A 3,408-nucleotide genomic window follows, 5' to 3' on the forward strand; every position below is an offset into this window, starting at 1 on the left:
GTGGGACGTTCCCGCGGGAACGTCCCGGTTCCACACCTGGCTGGAGACGACCACCGTCTACCACGAGGGGGTGCCGGGCCATCACCTGCAGGTCGGCACGCAGACCCTGCAGGCCGGCTCTCTGAACCGGTGGCGCGCCCTGATGTGCTGGGTCTCCGGTCACGGTGAGGGCTGGGCGCTGTACGCCGAACGCCTGATGGATCAGCTGGGATACCTCGACGACGACGGGGACCGCCTGGGCATGCTCGACGCGCAGCGCCTGCGTGCCGGCCGCGTGGTCCTCGACATCGGCTTCCACGTCGGCCTGCCCATGCCCGAGGGCATCGCCGGCTCGGCCGGCGGCGCCTGGACGTACGAGAAAGCGTGGGACTTCATGTCCGCCCACTGGGGCGTGAGCGAGGCCGAGCAGCGCTTCGAGCTGAACCGGTACCTGGGCTGGCCAGGCCAGGCTCCCTCGTACAAGATCGGGCAGCGGGTCTGGGAGCAGCTGGCCGCGCGCACCACCACCGACCTCCGGGATTTCCACCGCCGCGCCCTCGAACTGGGAAGCCTGCCGCTGTCCGTCCTCGAAGGAGCCCTGTGATGACCACCGATCACGACCCCTTGCTGCTGCTGGCCTCCGCCTCCGCCGGGCGCCGCGCCACTCTGCGCGCCGCCCGCATCGAGCACCGCACCCTCCCGGTCGATCTGGACGAGGAGGGGATCCTCACAGCCGCCCGCGAGCGCGCCGCCGCCTCCGGCGATCCCGAGGACCTCCTCGTCCCCGCCGATGAGGTGCTGCTGCTGGCGCGCGAGAAGGCGCAGGCCGCGACGTCCCGCAGCGAGGGCGGCTACGTGGTCCTGGGCTGCGATTCGATGCTCGAGCTGGACGGCGAGGTCATCGGTAAACCGCACACCGCCGAGCGGGCCGCGGAGCGCTGGCGGGCGATGCGCGGCCGCGCCGGGATCCTGCACTCCGGCCACTGGCTGATCGACGACCGCGACGAGGCCGACGGCGGGACCGGCGGCACCTTCGGCGCGACGGCGAGCTGCCGTGTCACCTTCGCCGAGGTCACCGACGAGGAGATCGAGGCCTACGTCGCCACCGGCGAACCGCTCGGCGTGGCCGGCGGCTTCACGATCGACGGGCGGGCGGGCCCGTTCATCGAGGGCGTGGAGGGTGATCCGCATGCCGTCGTCGGTCTCTCGCTGCCGCTGCTGCGCCGCCTGCTCGGCGAGATCGGCCTCGCCGTCCACCAGCTGTGGGAGAGCGAGCCCCAGGGTGGCGAGGCTCTCGCCGATGCCGCTGAGACCCGCCCGGGCCCTGCGACGATGTGACCCGCCGCGGTACTACACTCGACCTCTGCTGACTCCCGGAAGGAAACCCCCGCCCCATGGCCGCACGCTCCGTCAAGCCCCGCCCCCTGTCCACGGTGCTCATCGCCAACCGTGGAGAGATCGCGGTGCGGATCGCACGGGCCTGCCGGGACGCCGGGCTCCGCTCCGTCGCCGTCTACGCCGATCCCGATCGTGACGCCCTGCACACGCAGATCGCCGACGAGGCCTACGCGCTCGGCGGCACCACCGCCGCCTCCTCCTACCTGGTGGTCGACAAGATCCTCGACATCGCCCAGCGCTCCGGGGCCGACGCCATCCACCCGGGCTACGGGTTCCTCTCCGAGCGCTCCGATTTCGCCCAGGCCGTGATGGACGCCGGGCTGACCTGGATCGGCCCCTCGCCCGAGGCGATCGAGAAGCTCGGCGACAAGGTCTCGGCCCGTCACATCGCCCAGAAGGCCGGCGCTCCCCTGGTCGCCGGCACCAAGGACCCGGTCGCCAACTCGGACGAGGTCGTCGACTTCGCCCGCGCCAACGGCCTGCCGATCGCGATCAAGGCAGCCTTCGGCGGCGGTGGCCGCGGTCTGAAGGTCGCCCGCGAGGAATCCGAGGTGCGCGAGCTGTTCGACTCGGCCGTACGCGAGGCCACTGCCGCCTTCGGCCGCGGCGAGTGCTTCGTGGAGCGCTACCTCGATGCACCTCGCCACGTCGAGACCCAGTGCCTGGCGGACATGCACGGCAACGTCCAGGTGGTCTCCACCCGCGACTGCTCGCTGCAGCGCCGCCATCAGAAGCTCGTCGAGGAGGCCCCGGCGCCGTTCCTCACCTCCCAGCAGGAGGCCCAGCTGGTCTCCTCCTCCAAGGCGATCCTGCGCGAGGCCGGCTACGTCGGCGCCGGCACCTGCGAATTCCTCGTCGGGGCCGACGGCACCATCTCCTTCCTCGAGGTCAACACCCGCCTGCAGGTCGAGCACCCGGTGACCGAGGAGGTCGCCGGCGTCGACCTGGTGCGCGAGCAGCTGCGCATCGCCGCCGGGGAGACGATCTCGGGAACCGACCCCATCGCCCGTGGCCACTCCTTCGAGTTCCGCATCAACGGCGAGGACCCGGGTCGCGGCTTCATGCCCGCCCCCGGCCGCATCCAGCGCTACGACGTGCCCTCGGGCCCGGGCGTGCGCATGGAGTCGGGCGTGCGCGCCGGCGATGAGGTCTCCGGTGCCTTCGACTCCATGCTGGCCAAGCTCGTGATCACCGGCGCCACCCGCCAGGAGGCCCTCGAGCGCTCCCGCCGCGCGCTGGCCGAGTTCCACATCGAGGGTGTGCCCACGGTGCTGCCCTTCCACCGCACGGTGGTCGAGGACCCGGCGTTCGCCCCCGCGGACCCCGAGCAGCCGTTCACGGTCCATACCCGCTGGATCGAGACCGAGTTCTCCAACGAGATCCCGCCGGCCGCGCTGCCGGCCCAGCCCGAGGAGCCGGAGGATCGCGAGGCCGTCGTGGTCGAGGTCGATGGCCGGCGCGTGGAGATCAGCCTCCCCGCCTCGCTGCGGGCGCCTCAGGCCGCGGTGCGCTCGCGCCGCAAGCGGCAGCACCGGGGTGTCGGCGAGGGCGCCGCGGGCGGCCATTCGGTGACCGCGCCGATGCAGGGCACCATCGTCAAGCTCGTCGCCGAGGAGGGCCAGACCGTCGCCGACGGCGACCTGCTGCTGGTGCTCGAGGCCATGAAGATGGAGCAGCCGATCACCGCCCACCGCTCCGGGGTGGTCACGGGGCTCAGCGCCGAGATCGGGGCGACGGTCTCCGCCGGCGCGGTGCTCTGCTCGATCGAGGACTGATATGTAGGTCCTTCTGTCAAGTGTGCAGGGTGAAGCGGGGGCATCCACTGGCCGGTGGGTGCCCCCGCTTCGGCGTTCACGGGGTGCTTCTCGGGGTTCGCGTGTCTGTTCGACGCGTGGTCAGTCTGATATTCGCGGGTTGGTCACCGCAGGACGCTGTTTCCGGTGGGAGGAGCGGAGCTTGTCTGAGATCGAGCGTCGCCTGTGAAGGCTGCTCACAGTTCTTGCGCTGGTCTCCTCCTCACGCTGCGCCCCC

The 3,408-nt window shown here is 71.7% G+C and carries 3 protein-coding genes; all 3 read left to right on the forward strand.

From position 1 onward, the window contains the following. Positions 1–583: DUF885 domain-containing protein (locus AC5020_RS16865; protein ID WP_464989140.1), on the forward strand; the 583-nt coding region annotated here is incomplete at its 5' end. Beyond that, a complete protein-coding gene (locus tag AC5020_RS16870; protein WP_464989141.1) occupies positions 583–1,317 on the forward strand; it encodes a Maf family protein in 735 nt (244 codons plus the stop codon). The genes AC5020_RS16865 and AC5020_RS16870, both read left to right, overlap by 1 nt. 56 nt (positions 1,318–1,373) lie before the next feature. Beyond that, positions 1,374–3,152, forward strand: a complete 1,779-nt coding sequence (locus tag AC5020_RS16875; RefSeq protein ID WP_377792903.1) for an acetyl/propionyl/methylcrotonyl-CoA carboxylase subunit alpha — start codon at positions 1,374–1,376, stop codon at positions 3,150–3,152. Positions 3,153–3,408: the final 256 nt, after the last annotated feature.

Source organism: Brachybacterium sp. SYSU DS0246 (assembly GCF_059391765.1).